16 protein-coding genes are annotated in these 18,992 nt (G+C 70.0%); 3 read left to right on the top strand and 13 right to left on the bottom strand.

Going from position 1 to position 18,992, the window contains the following annotated elements; translation table 11 throughout:
* Complete coding sequence (locus DMC64_RS28485) at nucleotides 1-1,101, top strand: cytochrome P450 (RefSeq protein WP_125736017.1); 1,101 nt, start codon at nucleotides 1-3, stop codon at nucleotides 1,099-1,101.
* Nucleotides 1,102-1,306: 205 nt separating this feature from the next.
* Here the strand turns inward: DMC64_RS28485 and DMC64_RS28490 are convergent, their stop codons facing one another.
* From DMC64_RS28490 to DMC64_RS28530, 9 genes are read right to left on the bottom strand one after another with little or no spacing between them, the layout of a single operon-like run.
* Nucleotides 1,307-2,776, bottom strand: coding sequence for an isochorismatase family protein (locus DMC64_RS28490; RefSeq protein ID WP_125736018.1), 1,470 nt, complete (start codon nucleotides 2,774-2,776; stop codon nucleotides 1,307-1,309).
* Nucleotides 2,763-3,395, bottom strand: coding sequence for an SRPBCC family protein (locus DMC64_RS28495; RefSeq protein ID WP_125736019.1), 633 nt, complete (start codon nucleotides 3,393-3,395; stop codon nucleotides 2,763-2,765). The genes DMC64_RS28490 and DMC64_RS28495 overlap by 14 nt, the downstream gene beginning before the upstream one ends.
* Nucleotides 3,392-3,892 carry a (2Fe-2S)-binding protein gene (locus DMC64_RS28500; RefSeq protein ID WP_038512183.1) on the bottom strand — a complete coding sequence of 167 codons (501 nt, stop codon included), beginning with the start codon at nucleotides 3,890-3,892 and terminating at the stop codon, nucleotides 3,392-3,394. The genes DMC64_RS28495 and DMC64_RS28500 overlap by 4 nt, the downstream gene beginning before the upstream one ends.
* On the bottom strand, nucleotides 3,889-6,294 hold the full coding sequence (locus DMC64_RS28505; RefSeq protein WP_125736020.1) for a xanthine dehydrogenase family protein molybdopterin-binding subunit: 2,406 nt from the start codon (nucleotides 6,292-6,294) through the stop codon (nucleotides 3,889-3,891). The genes DMC64_RS28500 and DMC64_RS28505 overlap by 4 nt, the downstream gene beginning before the upstream one ends.
* Complete coding sequence (locus tag DMC64_RS28510) at nucleotides 6,291-7,157, bottom strand: xanthine dehydrogenase family protein subunit M (RefSeq protein WP_125736021.1); 867 nt, start codon at nucleotides 7,155-7,157, stop codon at nucleotides 6,291-6,293. The genes DMC64_RS28505 and DMC64_RS28510 overlap by 4 nt, the downstream gene beginning before the upstream one ends.
* Nucleotides 7,154-8,542 (bottom strand): MFS transporter, encoded by a 1,389-nt coding sequence (locus DMC64_RS28515; RefSeq protein WP_125736022.1) that lies wholly within the window; start codon nucleotides 8,540-8,542, stop codon nucleotides 7,154-7,156. The genes DMC64_RS28510 and DMC64_RS28515 overlap by 4 nt, the downstream gene beginning before the upstream one ends.
* Nucleotides 8,543-8,576: 34 nt before the next feature.
* Nucleotides 8,577-9,848 (bottom strand): FAD-dependent monooxygenase, encoded by a 1,272-nt coding sequence (locus DMC64_RS28520; RefSeq protein WP_125736023.1) that lies wholly within the window; start codon nucleotides 9,846-9,848, stop codon nucleotides 8,577-8,579.
* Nucleotides 9,826-10,623 (bottom strand): aspartate/glutamate racemase family protein, encoded by a 798-nt coding sequence (locus tag DMC64_RS28525; protein WP_125736024.1) that lies wholly within the window; start codon nucleotides 10,621-10,623, stop codon nucleotides 9,826-9,828. Before DMC64_RS28525 ends, DMC64_RS28520 begins: the two co-directional genes overlap by 23 nt.
* Nucleotides 10,620-11,666, bottom strand: a complete 1,047-nt coding sequence (locus tag DMC64_RS28530; RefSeq protein ID WP_016335108.1) for a hypothetical protein — start codon at nucleotides 11,664-11,666, stop codon at nucleotides 10,620-10,622. Before DMC64_RS28530 ends, DMC64_RS28525 begins: the two co-directional genes overlap by 4 nt.
* 196 nt (nucleotides 11,667-11,862) lie before the next feature.
* Between DMC64_RS28530 and DMC64_RS28535 the strand changes: the two genes are divergently transcribed.
* Entirely contained in the window at nucleotides 11,863-12,363 is a 501-nt protein-coding gene (locus tag DMC64_RS28535) for a MarR family winged helix-turn-helix transcriptional regulator (protein WP_125736025.1), read from the top strand.
* 78 nt (nucleotides 12,364-12,441) lie between these two features.
* On the opposite strand, the gene bluB is transcribed toward DMC64_RS28535, so the two are convergent.
* The gene (gene bluB, locus DMC64_RS28540) at nucleotides 12,442-13,101 is read right to left on the bottom strand and encodes a 5,6-dimethylbenzimidazole synthase (protein WP_125736026.1); all 660 of its coding nucleotides are present in this window, start codon (nucleotides 13,099-13,101) and stop codon (nucleotides 12,442-12,444) included.
* A gap of 172 nt (nucleotides 13,102-13,273) precedes the next feature.
* Here bluB and DMC64_RS28545 point away from each other — a divergent pair, with 172 nt between their 5' ends.
* A complete protein-coding gene (locus DMC64_RS28545; protein WP_125736027.1) occupies nucleotides 13,274-16,216 on the top strand; it encodes a BTAD domain-containing putative transcriptional regulator in 2,943 nt (980 codons plus the stop codon).
* On the opposite strand, the gene DMC64_RS43690 is transcribed toward DMC64_RS28545, so the two are convergent.
* The 3 genes from DMC64_RS43690 to DMC64_RS28560 all read right to left on the bottom strand — a co-directional run bounded on the left by DMC64_RS43690 (nucleotide 16,217) and on the right by DMC64_RS28560 (nucleotide 18,933).
* Nucleotides 16,217-17,635: a hypothetical protein gene (locus DMC64_RS43690; protein ID WP_158634268.1), complete on the bottom strand. Its 1,419-nt coding sequence runs from the start codon at nucleotides 17,633-17,635 to the stop codon at nucleotides 16,217-16,219.
* On the bottom strand, nucleotides 17,632-17,970 hold the full coding sequence (locus DMC64_RS28555; RefSeq protein WP_125736028.1) for a type VII secretion target: 339 nt from the start codon (nucleotides 17,968-17,970) through the stop codon (nucleotides 17,632-17,634). Before DMC64_RS28555 ends, DMC64_RS43690 begins: the two co-directional genes overlap by 4 nt.
* Before the next feature lie 99 nt (nucleotides 17,971-18,069).
* A complete protein-coding gene (locus DMC64_RS28560) occupies nucleotides 18,070-18,933 on the bottom strand; it encodes an alpha/beta fold hydrolase (RefSeq protein WP_125736029.1) in 864 nt (287 codons plus the stop codon).
* Nucleotides 18,934-18,992 lie beyond the last annotated feature (59 nt).

Here is an 18,992-nt window from a genome sequence, read left to right on the forward strand (position 1 = left end):
ATGGACTACCAGTTCACGGCGGCCAAACTCGAGGAGCCCGTGAGCCGCGTGCGTCTCGCGACCGGCGAGGACGCCTGGCTCGTCACCCGCTACGACGACATCCGTGCCCTGCTCACCGATCCGCGATTCCGCGTCTGGCTGCCCGGAGTTCCCGAGACCGGCGCCGACGCTCTGCTCTTCACCATGAACGGCCCCGACCACGCGCGGCTCAGGCGCATCGCTGGCAAGGCACTCACCCCGCGCCGGGTGGAGTTCCTGCGGCCGCGCGTCGAAGCGATCGCGGAAGACCTGGTCGCGAAGCTGCTCGCATCGGGTCGGCCCGCGGAAGTCCTTGAGGGATACGCGATCCCGTTCGCCCTCTCGGTGCTGAACGAACTCCTCGGTGTTCCGCCGTCGGCTCGTGACGCGCTGCGGAGCTGGGCGGACGGCATGCTCGCGGTGTTCACCGCGCCGAGCTACGAGGAGATGACCGAGTCCTCCCGGAAGCTGGGTGACTACCTCGCGGAACTCGTCGAGGCGAAACGCCGCGCGCCCGGCGAAGACCTCCTGACCGGCCTGTTGCAGGCCCGGGACGACGACGGCGACGCGCTGCGGCCGGACGAGGTCACCCAACTCGCCTTCGCGATCCTTCTCGGCGGATACGTCCCGCCCGCGAACGCGTTGGCCCAGATCGTGCTGCGACTGGCGGCCGACCCCGAACTGCCCCGCGATCCCGCGCCGATCGAGGAATTCCTTCGCCAGGATCAAGGTTCCGCCGCCGACCAGGGACGGGTCGCGGTCGAAGACGCCGACGTCGGCGGGGTGCCGATCCGCGCGGGCGAGTTCGTCCTCGCCTCCCTGCAGGCGGGCAACCACGACCCCCGGCGGTTTCCCGAACCGGAGCGAGTCGATCCCCTTCGCACGCAAGGACATCTGACGTTCGGCCACGGACCGCACCACTGCCTCGGCGCGGCACTGGCCCGCCTGCAACTGCGGACCGGTGTCGCCGCGCTTTTGGCCGCCGCCCCGGGACTGCGCCTCGCGGTACCGCTCGAAGAAGTCGCCTGGCGGCGGATGTTCCTGACGCTCCGCGGTCCGGTCGCGGTGCCGATCGACTGGTGATCACCTGTACAGCGCCGACAGCTCGCGTGATCGGCGGGACGGCGCGTGTGATCAGACGGAGGACACGCGTGACTGGATGGACGACACCCGCGCGAAGGGGTTTCGCCGCGAGTCGTCCGTCTGAACACGCGTGCCGTCCGTCCAGTCACGTGTGTCGTCCGTCCAGTCACGTGTGTCGTCCGTCCAGTCACCCGAGGTACTGCGGCTACAGCAGTTTCCGCAACGCCTCCCGCAGCGCCGAGAGAGCAGCCTCCGGCTCGTCCCAGAAGATCATGTGCCCCGCCTCCGGGATCTCGACGAACTCCGCCGACGGATTCCGCTCAACCGCTTCAGCCGCCCCGGCGGAGGTGACGACCGGACTCGCACCGCCGTACAGGAAGAACGTCGGAGCGGGCACCTTCGGCCAGTCGTCGAAGAAGTCCTCGGATTCGAACCCGGCGTGCGTGGCGACGATCGCGTCGCGGGAACACGAAGCCAGCCAGCGGGCGCGCAATTCCTGTTCCCGACGCGGCCATCGTGGCCAGGATCGGGCTACTTCGTCGGCGTCGGTCCCCCGGCGGGCCTGGTCGAGTTGCCCGAGGAACGCGTCGAGAGTGGTCGGATACGGTGCCCGCCCGGGACCGCTCAGCGGCGGATCGGCCAGCACCGTGCCCCGGAACGGCCGGGTGGTGGCGGCCCGGGCCGCGATCCGCGCACCCATCGAGTGTCCGAAAAGGATCGGATCGCGCAGCCCGAGCCCGTCCACGACAGCGTCGACGTCCGCGGCGTAACTCGTCAGGTCGAACTCCGCGCCGTCATCGGACAACCCGCGGCCACGGACGTCGAGCACGAGCGGGCGCACGAGATCGGTGAGTTCCCGTGCCACGAAGTCCATCGTGACCGCGGGGCTGGTGATCCCCGGCAGCACGAGCACCGGGACGCCGTCGGCGGGACCGTAGTCGAGTACGTGCAGGCGGACCGAACCCGACGTCACCCAGCGGCTGGTCGCCGGAACGTCGCCGAGATCCGCCAAGGCGGGTTGACCGAGCGTGCGGCGATCCAGCTCCGCGAGATACGTCAGGGCCTCGTCGAGGTCGACGACGTCCGCGTATTTCGCTTGCAGGTCGAACAAAGCGGCATCGTGGGGTCCGGCGGCGCGGTCACCACAGGCGTCCCGGACGACGAGGGTGTCGAAGCCGGACTGGACGGCATCGACGGCGGTCGCGCGGACACATCCCGAAGTCGTCGCGCCGCAAACGACGACGGTGTCGGTGCCGAGGCTCGTGAGGAGCGTGGCCAACGACGTCCCGTGGAACGCCGACGCGCCCTTCTTCAGGATGAGATGGTCGCCTTCACGCTGTTCGAGCCGCGGATCGAGGGCGACCGCTTCGCTGTCTTCGCGGAGCGCCCGCATCCCGGGCGCTTTCCGGAGCCACGCGACGGCGTCGCCGTCCGCCTCGGCCGGTGTGTAACTGATCGCGGTGTAGATCACCGGCACGTTCCGTCGCCGGGCTTCGGCGACGAGGGCGGCGGTCGCGGTCACTTCGGCGGTGAGATCGGCGCCGGACGGGAACGCGGGTTCGGTGAAGCCCCGCGTCAGGTCGACCACGACCAGCGCCGGACGCGATCCGCGCGGCACGCTCGCCCCGAAACCGGCCCGGTCGTACACGCGGTCGAGACTTTCATCGACGGGCACGCTGCAACTCCTTGATCAGTTTGTCCTGGGTGCGGATCCGGCCCAGCAGCCAGCCCTGGAACAGTCCGAGCGCCGCGGCGGCCGCGATCACGCCGTAGCGTTTGACGCCCTCCGGAAGCACCATGGCGAGACCGTCGACGGCCTCCGGCACCGGCGCGGGAGCGACCGCGACGGGCCCCGCCCGCAGCTGGTCGGCGAGATTGCGCGCGAACTGGTCGAGCAGCCGGGTGGAGACGGCGCCGATCGCGCCCTTGCCGAATTGGGCGAGCTTGCCGCGGATCGACAGATCGGTGCGCAGTTCGATGGTGGCGCCGCCGGGTGCCTCGCGCACGGTCAGCGTCACGTCGGCTTCGGCGTCGCCGTTGCCGTGGGCGTCCGCTCCCCTGGCCACCAGCCGCAGGCTGCGGTCGGCCTCGGTGACGTCGGTGAACCGCACCGTGCCCGAGTAGGCGGCGGTGATCGGGCCGACCTTGACCTTGACGCGGCCGAGATAGGCGTCGTCCTGCCGTCCGTCGAGGGTCGCGCCGGGCAGGCAGCCCGCCACCCGTTCGACGTCGTTGATCAAGGCGAAGACCTCGTCGGGTCCGGCCGGTACGGACAGCTGGTTCTCCAGGATCACGCTGTCGCCTCCTTCTCCTTGGCGTGGCATCGACGGGTCGCGGTCGCCTCGATCGCGTCCACGATCGTCTGATAACCGGTGCAGCGGCACAGATTCGCCGAGACGGCCTCGCGGATCTCCTCGCGGCCGGCGTCCGGCCGCTGGGCCAGAAATCCTTCGGCCAGCATGAGGAATCCGGGGGTGCAGAAGCCGCACTGAAGGCCGTGGTGCTCGCTGAAAGACCGCTGCAGATCGGAAAGTTCGCCGTCGCGCCCCAGTGATTCGACCGTGCGGATCTCAGCCGACTCCGCCTGCACGGCGAACATCAGGCACGCCCGCACCGGTTCGCCGTCGACGAGGACGGTGCACGCGCCGCACACGCCGTGTTCGCAGCCGACATGGGTGCCGGTGAGCCCGAGGTCGTGCCGCAGCACGTCGAGCAGGGTCTTGCGCGGCTCGACGAGGGCTTCGTGCGTCTCGCCGTTGACGTTCAGGTCGATCAGGTGCCGGTCGCTCATGATGGAACGCTCATTTCCTTGTGGACCCCCGCGTCGAGCGCGGCGAGCACGGTCTGCGGATGCACCGGGGTCACGTCGAGTTCGACTCCCGTGTGGCGCAACGCGTCGTTGATCGCGTTCAGCACCGCGGCGGGCGCGCCGATGGTGCCGCCCTCCCCCGCCCCTTTCGCGCCGTTTTCCGTGAACGCGCAAGGGGTTTCGAGATGGGTGACGGTGATGTCCGGGATCTCCGTCGCCGTCGGCACCAGGTAGTCGATGAAGCTCGCTGCCGACGGTTCCCCGTTGCCCGCATAGGTGATCTCCTCGAACAACGCGCCGGCGATACCTTGCGCGATCCCGCCGCGGCACTGGCCGTCGACGACCTGTGGGTGGATCACCACCCCGCAGTCCTCGACGCACGCGTAGCGCAGGATCTTGATCTGGCCGGTGCCAGGATCGGCTTCGACGACCACGGCGTGCGTGGCGTTCGAGAAGGTGCCGTCGCCGGGCACGTCGAAGCTCGCCGTGGCCGTCAGCGTCGGCTCGACGTCCTTGGGCAGCAGGTGACTGCGCAGGTACGCCACGTCGGCGATTTCCTCGAACGACGCGCGGCGCTCCGGGTTGTCGATCTGGACGACGCCGCCGTCACCGTCGAGGCGAACGTTGTCGGGACTCGTCTCGAGCAGATGCGCGGCGATCTTGCACAGCAGTTCCCCGAGTTTCCCGGCGGCGAGGGACACCGCAGAGCCACCGATCGTCACCGAGCGGGAAGCGAACGTCCCCCAGCCGTAGGCGATGCGCTCGGTGTCGCCCTGACGCAGTTTGACCTGGTCGAGGTGCAGCCCGAGCCGGTCGGCCACGATCTGCGCCAGCGTCGTCTCGTGCGACTGGCCGTGGTTCATGGTCCCGCTGGTGACCACGACGGAGCCGGTGGTGTCCATCCGGATCTCGGAGATGTCGAAACCGGGGACCACGGCCATCTTCCGTTTGGCGAAGGCACCCGAGCCGTATCCGGTCCGCTCGGAGAAACAGCAGTAGCCGATGCCGATGTGCCTGCCCTCGGCGGCGGCGCGCTCCCGGATCTCGTACCAGCCCTCGTCCCGGATCGCCGCCTCGGCGAGTTCGAGCGATTCGCGGTAGGTGCCGGGGTCGTAGGTGATGGCGTTGACGCCGGTGTACGGGAACTGCGTGATCACGTTGCGCCGCCGGATCTCGACCGGATCGAGGCCGAGTTCCCGCGCCGCGCGTTCCATGATCCGCTCGATCGCCATCACGTACTGCGGACGGCTGACCCCGCGATACGGCGCAGTCGGCGCCTTGTTGCTCGCGATGGCTCGGGCACGGACGCGATACTCGGGCACCTGGTACACGCTCGGCATCTCGGCCGACGCCATCAGCGGCTCGATCCCCGCCGTGAACGGGTAGCAGGAGTAGGCGCCCATGTCGCAGACGACGTCGACGTCCAGCGCGGTGATCCGCCCGTCCTCGTCGAACGCCGCCAGCGTGCGATAACGCTGTTCCCTGGCAAGGAATCCGGCAGTGAGCGCCTCGCGCCGGTCTTCGATCCACTTCACCGGCCGGTTCAGCCGCCGGGCCGCCGCCGCGACCGCGATCTCCTCGCGGCCGACGACGCATTTCTGGCCGAAGCCGCCGCCCATGTCCGGGACGGTGACCCGCACGGTGCGTTCGGGGACCCGCAGCGAACGGGCCATCGCCGTGCGCACCTGATGCGGCACCTGCGTGCACATCTGGACGAGCAACTGGTCGTCGTGGTCGTCCCAGGACGCCACGACTCCCCGGGTTTCGAGCGGGAGCGCGTTCTGCCGCCCGCTCTTCGTGACGACCTCGACCACGCGGCCGCCGCCCGCGCGGGCCGCCTCGAACGCCGCGTCGACACCGGGCGTGTCGAACATCGACACGTCGACGAGCACGTTGCCCGGCGCCTCGTCGTGCACGAGCGGAGCGCCCTCGGCGAACGCCGACTCCTCCGACACGATCGCCCCGAGCGGCTCGTAGTCCACCACCGCGGCCTCGACACCGTCCTCGGCGCTGTACGGATCGCGGGCGACGACCAGCGCCACCGGTTCGCCGGTGAACCGCACCTTCTCCCTGGCCAGGATCGGCATCGCGGTCGGCGAGAACTCCTCGGGCGGACGGTCGAGCAACGCGACGATGTCCCCGAGCCCCAGGTCTTCCGCCGTATACGCGGCGACCACTCCTTCGACCGCCAAGGTGGCCGACAGGTCGATCCCGGCGAGCTTGCCGTGCGCGACCGTCGAACGGACGAAGGCCGCGTGCAGCATTCCGGGCAGCTGGATGTCGTCGACGAACCGGCCGCGGCCGGTGAGCAGGCGGGGATCCTCGCGCCGGGGCACGGACGCGCCGACCCAGCGGCCGTGGCGCCCGTCGAACCGTGCGGTCATCGCGTTTCTCCTTTCTCCCAGGCCTCGTGCAGCGCCTGGGTGACGAGCGTGCGCGCCAGCCGTCGGCGGTAGGCCGCGCTGCCCGCCGCGTCGTCGGGCGGCTCGATCGCCGCGGCGGCGGCAGCCCCGCACGCGGCGAACAGCTCCGGCCCGGGAACGCCGCCGTCGAGTAGCGCTTCGGCTTCGGGCACCCGGACGGGCGCGGGGGCGACGCCGCCGAGCACGACGCGGCCCCCGTGCTCCGCGTCGATGCTCACCGCGGCGTCGACGATCGCGAAATCGCCGTGACGGCGGGCGAATTCGGTCAGCGCGGCCCGGGGCGACGGCCGCGTGAAACGCACCGCGGTCACGACCTCGTCCGGTTCGACGGCGGTGGTGTAGAAGCCGTGGAACATCTCCTCGGCCGGGATCTCCCTGGGGCCGCGCGGCCCTTCGGCGACGATCACCGCGTCGAGCAGGAGGGCGAGCAGGCACCATTCCGCGGTCGCGTCACCGTGGACGACGCTGCCCGCCACCGTGCCGCGGGACCGGATCGGCAGATGCCCCACCCATCGCATCGCGCGGGAGAGCACGTCGAAATCCGGTCCCAGCTCGGCGAGCTCGACCGCCCGATGGGTGACCAGCGCGCCGATGGTGAGGCTGGAACCGTTGCGCCGGAAGGAGTTCAGCGTCGGGTCCCGGCGCAACGGTCCCAGATCCACCAGCGCCGTGGGGCGGGCGAGCCGGAAGTTCATCATCGGCATCAGGCTCTGGCCGCCGGCGATGAGTTTCGGATCCTCGCCCGCCGCGGCTAGTTCGCCGAGCAGGCCGACGGCGTCGGTGACGTCGTGGGCCCGGTGGTACCGGAACGCGGCGGGCTTCACAGAGCCGTCCTGGTCTCGGCGGGTGCCTCGACCGGGTCGACGATCCGGTCGAGTTCGCGGCCGCGGGTCTCCGGCGCGCCCACCTTCATGAACACGACCGCGGCCACCACGAGCACACCCAGCACGGTGAAGGTGAGCGGCAACCCGAGCACCGGCCACAGCACGCTACCGAACAGCAGCGGCGCGAAACCGGTGATCGCCCGGCTCGACGACGACGCCCAGCCGAACCCCGAAGCCCGGAGTTCCGTCGGGTAGAGCTCGGAGACGTAGGCGTACATCACCGGGATGACCACCAGCGCGAACAGGCCGAACGCGCCGATCGCCACCACCGCCGCGGCAGGCGTGTCGAGCAGCAGGGAGAACACCACCAGCGACAGCGCGGTGAGCGGCCCGGCGACCATGATGATCCGCTTGCGGCCGACCTTGTCGACCAGGAGCACGGCCACCGCGACGCCGACGATGCCGGTCGCGTTCATCAGCGCGGTCGACGCGAAGGCGGCGATCTCGCCGAATCCCTGCGCCCGCAGGATCGACGGCATCCAGCTGAGCGCGGCGTAGTAGACCAGCATGACGCTGATGAACAGCGACCACGCGACCGCCGTGATTCTCGGGTTGAACGCCCACACCCGGCGCAGCTGATCGAACGCGGCCGCGACCGCGCCGCCGCGGGTGTCCTCGACCACCGCGGGCGGGACCGAGTACGGCTCCGGTGTCGCTCCCGTGCGGCGCACGAGGTCGTCGATCACGGCTCGCGCCTCCGCCTCGCGGCCCTTGCGCACCAGGTACAGCGGCGATTCCGGAACGCCACGCCGCACCCAGAACAGCAACAGCGCGGGCAGGATCATCAAGACCAGCATCCAGCGCCAGTTCCCCTGGACCGGGAGCAGCAGCGTCGCGGTGACGGCGGCCAGCGTGGTCCCGATCGGCCACCAGCCGTCCATCGCGGACAGCACCCGGCCGCGTTGCTTGCGCGGGGAGAACTCGCTGACGATCGCGTAGTCCACCGGGATACAGCCGCCGAGTCCGATCCCCGCCAGGAAACGCAGCGCCAGGAACGTCTCCACGTTCGGCGCGAGCGCGCCCAGCACGGAGAACAGCGCGAACAGCAGCAGCGTGACACTGAACGCCCGTTTCCGGCCGATCCGGTCCGCGATCGTGCCCCAGACGACCGCGCCGACGGCCATGCCGATCAGGTTCGCGGTGGCCACCAGGCCCTTCCCGCCGGCGGACAAGCCGAATTCCGTTCCGACGAGCGGGGTGAGGAATCCGTTCAGCGCGACGTCCCAGGCATCGAACATGTAGCCCAGCCCGCCGATGAGGAAGATCTTTCCCTGCACGCTCCATCGCCAGGGCAGATCCTGGACGATCTGATCACCAGTACGCATGAACCACTCCGATGCGATTGCCGGCCAGCGCGCCTCAGCGGGCGAACTGGTAGTGGATGGACTCGGTGTCGGGGTCGGTGAGCGGGCTGCCGTTCCACAGCCAGTCGTAGGACACGTCGGATTCGCCGTCGAAGCGCCGTAGCTTCTCGTCCCGTTCACGCTGTTCGGGACCGTCGGGCAGGTGATAGAAGTCCATGTTCTGCAGCGAGGCGTCCTGGACCATGCCCGCGTGCTTGGCACGCCGGTCCACGTAACGGACCAGGGCGTTGTCGATCCCGTCGCGGGTGACACGTCCCAGCTCCTCGGCCAGCACCGCGGCGTCTTCCATCGCCTGGGAGGCGCCCTGCGCCTGGTACGGCAGCATCGCGTGGCACGCGTCGCCGAGCAGGGCGACCCGGCCGTCGACCCAGACCGGGTCACGGCGGCGGCGGTACATCGCCCACACCGAGACGTCCTCGTCCTTCGCCTTCGCCAGCATCGTCGGAACCCGATCGTCCCAGTCGTGGTACTCCGCGGCGAGTTCGGCGGCGGTCGCCGGTCCGCTCCAGTCCTTCTCCACCGTTTCGGTGCACGGCACGATCGCGACCACGTTGAGGTACTCCCCGCCGCGGATCATGTAGTGCACCAGGTGTTTGTTGGGGCCGTACCAGATCGTGGAGTGGTACCGGTCGGACAGGAAGCGGGTGGCGGGATCCTGTGCGATCAGGTCGCCGGAGATCAGCGCCCGGTACGCCATCTCGCCGGAGAACGCGAGGGTGTCGTCGAAGCCGGCGAGATCGCGCACCGAAGACCGGATGCCGTCCGCCCCGATGACGAGGTCGCCGGTGAATCGGCGTCCGTCGGCGGCGATCACGGCGGGCCGGTCCGGCACCGTCCGGTCGAGGTCGACCACCCGCGCGCCGGTCGCCACCCGCACCACCGGACCGATGCCGTCGGGATCCAGGCAGGCGTCGAGCAGGACTCCGTGCAGGTCGGCGCGGTGGTAGTGCCAGTAGGGCGCGCCGTACTGGTCGGTCACCCGCCTGCCGAGCTCCAGCTGGGCGATGATGCTCCCGTCGGCCCAGCGACGGCGCACCTGGTCCTGCGGCTCGGTCCGCACCCGCTCCAGCCGGGCGCGCAGCCCGAGGCCGATGAGGATCCGGCTGGCGTTCGGCGCGGTCTGGATCCCCGCGCCGATCTCGCCCAGTGCCGGGGCGGCCTCGACCACGGTGACGCGCAGACCCCGCTGCCGCAAGGACAACGCGGCGCAGAGCCCACCGAGCCCGCCACCGACGACAACGACCTCAAACGACTGACTCGCGGCCATGCCCGCCTCCCGTCTTCGTCAACGCTTCCGCGCCACTGAGCAACCTCCCGGCGCCGGGCACCGTGGGTTCGACACCGAGTTCCGTCAGGATCCGGAACGTCGTGGCCGTCGCCGCGGACAGGACCGGGATCCCGATCTCGTCCTCCACCGGCTGGATCGCGGGCAGCGACGGCATCTGCACACAGGCGGACAGCACCAGGGTGTCCACATCGGACAGATTCAGCCTGCGGTGGTGTTCCCGCAGCCCGGCGGGATCCAGCCGCGCCACGGCGAGGTTGTCCGGCACCTCCAGCGAAAGGGCGTCGGCGACCTCGAATCCGGCGTCCTCGATGTAGTCCGCCACCGCCTTGGTCAGCGGCTTCATGTACGGCGTGATGATCGCGACCTTGCGGGCACCGAGCGCTTGGAGCCCGGACAGCAGCGCACCGGCGCTGGAGACGACCGGCGCTTCGCAGCCCTCCTCACGCAGCACGCGCGTGATGTCGTCTTCGGCGGTGCAGTGGTAGCCGGGTCCCTGGGCCATGATCGCCACGAGGCACGCGGTGGCGACGACGCCGGGCTTGGCGTCGGCGAGTTCGGCCGCGGCGCGTCCGGCCTGGGCGTTCATCGCCCGCAGCTGTTCGGGTTCGACGTGCCGCATCCGGGCCCGCGCGGAATGGAAGACGAACCGGTCCCCCGGCTCGGCCTCCTCCCTGGCGCGCAGCATCCGCGGCAGCTCGGTCTCCATCGTGAGATTCGAGCTGGGAACGATCATCCCGATGTGGTGGTCGGTCATCGGCGGGCCGCCGGACGCATCTCGGCGACGGTCAGCTCGCCGTTGTCGACGATCAGTTCGTCGTCCAGGTAAAGGGAATTGCCGCGCATCGGGATGTCGAAGTGGCAAGGCGTGTCGTTCGGGCCGCCGAGTTCGTTGTTGGGGCCGATGGAGAACATGACGTTGCCGTAGAAACTCCGCAGTTCCATGCCCATCCCGCCGGGGAACTGGGTCAGGCCGTGCCAGTGCGCGCGCTCGTCGAGGCCCCAGCCCACGTGGCTCATGCCGTAGCCGCGGGGATCGTCGAAACTCTCGATGTAGGAACGCAGCAGATCCGCGTCGAGCCCGGACGATCCGGCTCCGCCGCGGATGTCCCGGATGAAGCCCTGTTCGATGGTGATCTCGACCGGGGTCTGTACGTAGGTGTTGAACGGCAACAGAACGTCGCCCGGCGACAGCACGATCTTCCCGTCGACACCGTCGTCGGCGCCGCCGGTGAACACGAAGGCCGCCGGCCAGTGGTCCCAGCGGCCGGGCGTGTCGGTGTAGCCGTATTCGGACAACGTCGGGTACACGCCGAGCTGATACGTGACGTCGGTACCCGCCGGGCTGGTGATGCGCATCGTGCCTGCCTTGGCCAGGAGCTCCGCGCCGATCTCCACGCGCTCGCGCAGTTCCTTCGTCGGCATGAGCCGGGCCAGCAGCTCGGGTGGTTCGACGGCGGTGAGGATCCGGGTGCCCGCGTCCTGAATGGCGAACTGTTCCTTGCTGAACAACAGGAACGTGCAGTCGACCACCATGTCGACGCTCTTGAGCGCCTCCACGGCCAACGGGATGTTCCCGAGCCCCGAGTCGCCCACCGCCCACGCGCCCGCCGCGCTGACCGGCGAGGGCAACCGCATGTGGTAGGCCGAAGCGCCGAGCTGCTGCGCGGCCCACAAGAAGGCGTCGGCGTACTCCGCCCGCTCACCACCGCGGGTCAGCACCACCACGGTCTCGCCCTCGTGCACCCCCGAGAACGTCAGCTGGCGCAAACAGATGTCGTTGAACAGGTTCCGGTCCATCGCCGACCACCTCCATATTGATCCGAGCACGTACTATCCGGATACGGAAGACCGGGCTTCATACGAACACGTACTATCCGGATACGCAAGAGGTGACAGCGGACGGATCTCGGCGGCCTTCCCGTGAGCGACCGTCCGGACACGTAGGATCACCGCGGGGGCCCGGGCAGCGGGTTGGAGCCGACAAGGAGTAGCGATGGGTGAATCGGCGCGTACGGGCAGGCTCAGGGGCGACACGCCGGCCGTCACTCCCGCGCCACCCTCCGACCTGCTGGCGGCCCCCGGCTACGGCGCCCGGCGGCTGTACCAGGCATACCTCGCCGCGTGGAACCGTCACGTGGACCCGGTGCTGACCGGTCCGCAGTTCGCGGTCCTGTCCGCGGTCCGCGCCTACCCGGAGAGCGACCAGAGTTCGCTCGCGGGCGCGGTCGCCCTCGACACGTCGACGATGGCCGACCTGTGCCGCAGGCTGGAGCGGCGCGGGCTCATCCGGCGCGTCGAATCCCCGCACGACGCGCGGCGCAAACTGCTTTCGCTCACCGACGAGGGCAAGTCGGTCTTGAGCCAGGTCAACCGCCGTGCCCGCAGGTTGGACAAGGCGCTCCTCGACGGCGACGACGACATCGACATGGCCGCGCTGCTCAACGCCCTCGGCGCGCGCTGGGAGCGGATCGCCGAGGTCGACAAGCTGCGCTGACCCTCTCGCGCGGCGCTCCCCCAGGCGTCATGTCCGTGAAGGCCTCCTTGAGGGACTCTGGGTCCCTCAAGGAGGCCTTCACGGACCGCTCACCTGCCCCTTCGAGTACTGGTCGTAGTGCAGCACCGCGTCGAGCGGGAGACGTTCCCGCCAGCCATGCCGTTCCAGATCGGGCACCGTCGGCAGATCGCGCACCGGGCCGACGCACAGCCACGCCACCGGGCGCACGTGTTCGGGCAGCCCGACCAGGTCACGCAAGAACTCTTCGCGGTAGAAGCTGACCCAGCCGACGCCGAGCCCTTCGGCGGTCGCCGCCAGCCAGAGGTTCTGGATGGCCAGGCACACCGAGTACAGGCCGGCGTCGGCGATCGCGTGCCGCCCCAGGACGTCCGGCGCACCGCGCGACGGGTCGTAGCCGACCACGATGCCCGCGGAAGACGCCACGATCCCTTCGATCTTGATCGGCGCGAAGACACGGGCCCTCTCTGCATCCAGCCCCCCTTCGAAGACTTCGCGTTCGACGAGCACATGTTCACGGAACCTCTTGCGAAGGTCCATATCGGACACGACGACGAAATCCCATGGCTGGGACAGGCCGACGCTCGGTGCCGCGTGCGCCGCGCTCAGCACGCGACGCAGGACCTCCGCCGGAATCGGCTCTCCGGTGAACTCACCCCTGGTGTCCCGGCGGCGGAAGATGGTCTCGTACAACGAACGGTCGTCTGCGTCACGCTTCATGAGTCGTGATCATGCCTGACCACCACCGTTAGCCACCAACAGGGTATCGATTCTTTCCGTTCCTTTCCCTTGCGATAAAAGGATTTCTGTTCAGCTTGTCCCGAAAGATGTTGTGGTGACCGAAATACCGGTTCTACCATTCTTCCGGGCGGGAGGATTGCGAGGGGATCACGTGGATTTCCGGTTACTGGGGCCGGTCCGGCTGCAGGTGCGCGGGCAGGCCGTCGCCATCGGCGAGCCGCGCAGGCAGGCCGTACTCGCCGTGCTGTTGCTCGAAGCGGGCCGAACCGTCGGCGTCGATCTGCTGATAGACCGGGTCTGGGGCGAGTCGCCGCCGGGGCAGGTGCGCCGTTCCCTGCAGGCGCACATCACACGGATCCGGCGCGCGCTGGAACAGGCCGATCCCGGTGGCGCGCGGGTGGCCAGGGATCCCGGTGGCTACCGCCTCGTCGCCCGGCCCGAACAGGTCGACGTCTTCCGGTTCCGGCGCCTGCTCCGCGAGCACCCGGCGGACGTCACCAAGCTGAGCGCGGCACTCGAACTCTGGGAAGGGGAGCCGCTCGCCGGGCTGCGCGGAGACTGGGCCGAACGCACCCGCCGCACGCTCCGTCAGGAGTACACGGCGGCTATCGTCGCTTGGGCCGACGCCAAGATCCGCGACGGCGACGCGGCGGCGACGCTCACCCGCCTGACCGAACTCACCGACGAGAATCCGTTGCAGGAGCCCGCCGCGGCGGCCTTGATGCGGGCGCTGTACGCCGTGGGCCGCGGCGCCGACGCGCTCACCCACTACGAGCGGATTCTTCGCGCACTGCGGGAAGAACTGGGCGCGGATCCCGGACCGGAGCTCGCCGCCGTGCACGAGGCCGTGCTCCGCCACGACCTGCCGACGGCGACCGCTGCGCCTGCCCCCGTGCCCGCCCAGCTGCCCGCCGACGTCGCGGCGTTCACCGGCCGGGCCGACGTGCTGGCCGAACTGGACCGGCTCGCCGACGGCACCGGCGAGGAACCGGTCCTCGTCTGCCTCACCGGTACGGCCGGGGCGGGCAAGACCGCGACCGCCGTGCACTGGGGCCACCGGGTCCGCGACCGCTTTCCCGACGGGCAGCTGTACCTGGATCTGTGCGGCTACGCCCCCGGCGAGCCGATGTCCTCGGCCGACGCGCTGGCCGCCCTCCTGTCCGCGCTGCTGCCCGAAGGCACGCGGATGCCGCCGGGGCAGGCGGAACGCGCCGCCCGGTTCCGCACCGAGGTGGCGGGCAGGCGGATGCTCCTCCTGCTGGACAACGCGGCGACGCTCGAACAGATCCGGCCCCTGCTCCCCGGCACGCACACCTGCGCCGTGGTGGTCACCAGCCGCGACTCACTCGCCGGGCTGGTCGCGCTCCACGGCGCCCACCGGGTCGACGTCGACCGGTTGTCCGAGGCCGACTCGGCCGACCTGCTCCGGCGGCTGATCGGCACCCGGGTCGACACCGAACCCGAGGCCACCGCCGAACTGGCCGAACGGTGTGTCCGGCTGCCGCTCACCCTGCGCCTGGCGGCCGAACTCGCCGTGTCCCGGCCCGCCACCCCGTTGTCGCGGCTGGTCGGCGAACTGCGGGCCGCCCAGCAGACGTTGAAGCTGCTCAGTTCCGGCGGTGATCAGCGAGCCGCGGTGCGAGCGGTGTTCTCGTGGTCGCTGCGGCAACTCAGCGAAGACACCATCCGCGCCTTCGCCCTCCTCGGCAGGCATCCGGCGCCCGTGTTCGACTCGTACGCCTTGGCCGCGTTGACCGGGCGCTCGTTCGACGAGGCCAGGGCCGCGCTGGACGCTCTCGCCCGCGCGCATCTGGTCCACCCCGCCGGTGTCGACCGCTACGGCATGCACGACCTGCTGAAGGCGTACGCCGCGGAGATCGAGGGCGACGAGCCCGCGGCGCTCGACCGGCTCTACGACTACTACCTCGCCACCATCGCGACGGCGATGGATCGCCTCTACCCCGCCGAAGCGAACCGGCGGCCCTCGGTCGCTTCACCGGAGTGCGCGACGCCCGCGTTCGACGACGCCGACAGCGCCCGGGACTGGCTGGACGCCGAACTGCCGACCGTCCAGGCGCTGGCCCCGGCCGGGAGACCCGAACACGCCGTGACACTGTCCGCGCTGCTGTTCCGCTACCTCGACGGACGTCACGAGACGGCGGCGCTGGCCGTCCACGGTCACGCCATCAAGGCCGCCCGCGCCATCGGTGACCGCGCCGCCGAAGCGGACGCGCTGGTCGCCGCCGGTGGCCTCCACATGCAAGCGGGCCGAGCCGAGTCCGCCGCCGCGGACATGTGGGCGGCGTACGCCTTGTTCGGCGAGGCCGGGAATCCGCTCGGCCAGGCACGCGCACTGGGCAACGTCGGAATGATCGAGGAGAGCGCCGGGTACTACCGCAAGGCCGCCGACTACTACACCCGCGCGCTGGCCCTGTTCCACCGTCTCGGCGACCTGACCGGTCAGGCGCATCAGCTCACCCGGCTCGGCACCGTCGAAGCCCGGATCGACCGCCGGGAAGAGGGATTCGAGCATCTTCGGCAGGCGATGGCGCTGCATCGGGAAGCGGGCCACCGATTCGGCGAGGCCTGGGTGAAGATCGGTCTCGGGGAGCTCGCCGCGAACGACGGCGGACACGCCGATTCCTGCCGTCTGCACGCCGAAGCCGCGGCCTTGTTCGGCAGGCTCGGTCATCGGGGCAGCGAGGCATGGGCCATCGACGGCCTCGGACGGGCCGAAGCGCTGGACGGCCGTCCGGTCGACGCGGCCGCCCACCACCGTCAGGCGCTCGACCTGTTCCGGCGGCACGGCGGACGCGACGGCGAATCGTGGGCGCTCAACGGACTCGGCGAAGCCTGCCTGGCCTGTGGCTACCCGGACACGGCCGGCGCGAACCACGCCGAAGCCCTGGAAGTGGCGACCCGGTACGGCTGCCACGAGCAGGTCGCGCGCGCCCACCGGGGACTCGCGCGAGTCGCCTCCGACCCGGAAACCGTCCGCGACCACTACGAACGCGCGATCGCCCGCTACGCCGAGCTGGGTCTTCCCGCCGCGGAGTGCACCAAGACGGAACTCGCGGGTTCGAACGGGTCGTGATCAGGGGACTTCGTAGAACTTGTCGTAGTGACCCGGCGCGTAATAGAACTTGCCGTTGTCGTCCATGACGATGCGATCCGGCTTCGGCCGCTGGTTCTCCGGCAACGGTTTCCCGTTGAAGTCCGTGTACTGGTCGGCGTCCCGGATGGGTTTGTTGTCGTACCGCGGCGTCGGGTGGACATCGAACTCGTAGTACTTGCCGTCGTACGGTTTCGTCGGCTTCCCGTCCGGGCCGAACGGCTGATCGGCGTGATTCTTGCCGTCGCTCGTCTTGCCGTTGTGCGGCAACCGGCCCTCGTTCCCGACCTTGCCGCCCGCCTGGCCGTGGTTCCCGTAGATCCTGCCGCCCCAGGTCGAGCCGGGACCGGGGGTGGGCTTGTTCCCCAAGCCCAGCGAGTTGAGCTTGTTGTCGTCCACGCCGTTGTGCCAGGCGCCGAACTGGCCGCTGTCCTTGTGGTCGCGGATCCACTGTTTCATCTTGATCGCCGCGTCCTTCTGCGCCTGGGTCAGCTCGTCGAACTTCCCGAGGTTCGGGGAAAGCCCGGGCGGCTGCTCGGGTTGCGGTTTGGAATTCTTCCCCTTGCCGCCGCCTCCGCCGCGCGTGCCGCTGTACTCGCCGCCGCCCGGTTTCGGGCCGCGGGGTTTCCCCGCCGGGCCGGTCTTGCCCGTGTCGATCTTGCGGAGCGCCTTCTCCGCCTCGGCGAAGATGTTCTTCGCCTTCTTCATCAACGGCGCGAGCGCGCTCATCGCCTTGACCAGTTTGGTGACGACGGTGGCGATCTTGGAGGCGGTCTTCGCGATGGCGGCGGTGACCTGGGGCAGCACCCAGGTCATGCCGAGGCCGAGCGTCGCCAGTACCTGCAGGGCCCAGCTGATCAGCCTGCCGATCAGTTCGGCGATGGTGTCACGGACGAGGGTGCGGACCGCGGTGACCACCTCCCCGCCGATCTTGGTGCCGGACGCCGCGCCGCCGGCGGCCTGCTGGCAGGCGCCGATCAGCGCCGCGACGTCCGCTCCGCGCGTGCGATAGGCGTCGCCCGCGGCACCGGCCCAGTTCGCGGTTTCGGCGACGACCATCGCGTCCAGGTCGGCACTGATCGAGCCGAGTTCGACGGCCACGTTCTGCCAGGTTTCGGCGTGCGCGGTGATCTCGTCCGGTGCTCCGGCGAGGGCATCGAGCGCCTCCTTCAGCGGACCGACGTGCTCCATCAGCCAGCCGACCCCGGCGGCGAGGATGGTGCCGAACGGATCGAGGGCGGCGGACACCGCGTCCATGGCGGTACCGACCGCGCCGACGGCGACGGACGCCCAGTCACCGCTTTCGATGGCCGCCTTGAGCTCGGTCGCGGACTCGAGCAAGGGAACGCCGGACACCGCGGTGGTGGAATCCTTCGGTGTGGCGACGAGCGGGTTGGTCATCGCTGCGCCTTCTCCTTCGGCGTCGCCGGGATCGCGGCCTCGTACTGCTTGAACATCTCGACACCGGCGGTGTCCTGCTCGGTGTAGGACCGTTCGGCCGTACGGAGGTTCGCGGCGGTCGCCTTCACGCCGTCGATCGCGGCCTTGATCGAGTCGATCGTCTTCTCCTCCGCCGGATTGATGAACGGCGGGACGAAGGCGCAGATCAGACCGTAGGCCTCGTCCGACATCGCCGCGGTGTTGGCCGCCGACAGCACGGTGCCCAACCGCTCGGCGATCCCGTCGACATTGGCCGCGTGCTTGCCGATTTCGGCCGGTACGACCTGAAAACTCATCTGCCATCCCTTCGAGGGGCCGGAGCGTCAACGCGGACACGATGCCAGCCGTCCGCCGCCCGTGTCCGCGCTCTGTGCGGACAGACAACGTTCCTTGCCCTAACGGGCACGATCCACTGTGGACACACGTCGGCCGTCGGCGACGAACGGCGTCAGCAGGCGGAGCAATTCGCCGGGTTTGTCCAGCGGGATGATGTGGCCGCAGTCCGGCAGCAGATGAGCGGTGAGGTCGTCGGTGACGGGACGCAGTTGCCGTTCCAGCGCACGGCCCACGGGATGCGCGCCGATCGCCATCGTGGGCACGGTGAGACGGTGTGTCGCGACCGCCTCAGCGATCTGGCGCGCGCTGACCGGCATGGCGCGGTAGTAGGAAAAGGCGCAGCGCAGGGCTTCCCCACCTGTGTAGGCGTCGACGAAGGCGTCGCGGATCTCCGGCGCCACACCACGTCCGAGAGTGCCCGAGGCGAGAAACCAGTCGACGTACTCCGCCTCGTGTCCGATGAGGACCGTTTCGCCCAGCCCGGGAACGGAGTGGAAGCCGAACCACCACGGCGGGCCACCGGCGAGGAAGTCCTCAGCACCGGGCAGCGAACCCACCAGCGACTCCATCAGGACGAGCCGTCGCACCAGATCCGGCCGCCGCAGGGCGAGCAGGAAGGCGACCGGCGTGCCGGCGTCGATGGCGACCACCGCCGCACTGGGTTCGCCCAGCGCGGCGAGAAGGCTCTCGACGTCCGAGGCCAGCGTGCTCGCGTCGTAGCCTTCGGCGGCACGGGTGCTGTCGCCGAAGCCGCGCAGATCCGGGGCGATGACCCGGTGGTGCTCGGCGAGCGGGCCGATGATCTCGCTCCAGAGCCGCCAGGTGTGCGGGAACCCGTGCAGCAGGAGAACCGCGGGTCCGTTGCCCGCGACGGCCACGTTGACCTGGATGCCGTTGACGGTGATCCGCCGTGATGAGGGCACGTCGCCTCCGTTGTGGTTACCATTGGTTACCAGAAAACCGTAGGTAACTCCGGCGATGC

The organism is Amycolatopsis sp. WAC 04197, from assembly GCF_003947475.1.
GTDB lineage: Bacteria > Actinomycetota > Actinomycetes > Mycobacteriales > Pseudonocardiaceae > Amycolatopsis > Amycolatopsis japonica.

Bases quoted from the DNA above. Each gene is read 5' to 3' on its own strand.
- DMC64_RS28485 (WP_125736017.1), top strand. From the start codon at position 1: ATGGACTACCAGTTCACGGCGGCCAAACTCGAGGAGCCCGTGAGCCGC.
- DMC64_RS28500 (WP_038512183.1), bottom strand. From the start codon at position 3,892: ATGAGCGACCGGCACCTGATCGACCTGAACGTCAACGGCGAGACGCAC.
- DMC64_RS28505 (WP_125736020.1), bottom strand. From the start codon at position 6,294: ATGACCGCACGGTTCGACGGGCGCCACGGCCGCTGGGTCGGCGCGTCC.
- DMC64_RS28515 (WP_125736022.1), bottom strand. From the start codon at position 8,542: ATGCGTACTGGTGATCAGATCGTCCAGGATCTGCCCTGGCGATGGAGC.
- DMC64_RS28520 (WP_125736023.1), bottom strand. From the start codon at position 9,848: ATGGCCGCGAGTCAGTCGTTTGAGGTCGTTGTCGTCGGTGGCGGGCTC.
- DMC64_RS28525 (WP_125736024.1), bottom strand. From the start codon at position 10,623: ATGACCGACCACCACATCGGGATGATCGTTCCCAGCTCGAATCTCACG.
- DMC64_RS28530 (WP_016335108.1), bottom strand. From the start codon at position 11,666: ATGGACCGGAACCTGTTCAACGACATCTGTTTGCGCCAGCTGACGTTC.
- DMC64_RS28535 (WP_125736025.1), top strand. From the start codon at position 11,863: ATGGGTGAATCGGCGCGTACGGGCAGGCTCAGGGGCGACACGCCGGCC.
- bluB (WP_125736026.1), bottom strand. From the start codon at position 13,101: ATGAAGCGTGACGCAGACGACCGTTCGTTGTACGAGACCATCTTCCGC.
- DMC64_RS43690 (WP_158634268.1), bottom strand. From the start codon at position 17,635: ATGACCAACCCGCTCGTCGCCACACCGAAGGATTCCACCACCGCGGTG.
- DMC64_RS28555 (WP_125736028.1), bottom strand. From the start codon at position 17,970: ATGAGTTTTCAGGTCGTACCGGCCGAAATCGGCAAGCACGCGGCCAAT.